General features: G+C 49.6%; 1 rRNA gene. It reads right to left on the bottom strand.

The features are described from left to right. A 16S ribosomal RNA gene (locus tag WA407_RS26875) occupies positions 1-220 on the bottom strand; the annotation flags it as partial. Positions 221-274 lie beyond the last annotated feature (54 nt).

Here is a 274-nt window from a genome sequence, read left to right as displayed (position 1 = left end):
CTCCGTCTTTCCTCCTTCTCCCATGCAGGAAAAGGATATATCGGGTATTAGCTACCGTTTCCGGTAGTTATCCCTGTCTTGTGGGCAGGTTGCCTACGTGTTACTCACCCGTCCGCCGCTAGGTTGTGTAGAAGCAAGCTTCTAAACAACCCCGCTCGACTTGCATGTATTAGGCACGCCGCCAGCGTTCGTCCTGAGCCAGGATCAAACTCTCCATTAAAGACCAACCGAAGTTGGTTTATAGAAAGAGCGATAAGCTCATTTTGAAACTGAC

Origin of the sequence: Paenibacillus sp. 203, from assembly GCF_037027525.1 — a bacterium.
GTDB classification, from domain to species: domain Bacteria; phylum Bacillota; class Bacilli; order Paenibacillales; family Paenibacillaceae; genus Paenibacillus; species Paenibacillus polymyxa_B.
The sequence above is the reverse complement of the archived record's forward strand: the minus strand, read 5'-3'. Positions and strand labels throughout refer to the sequence as shown.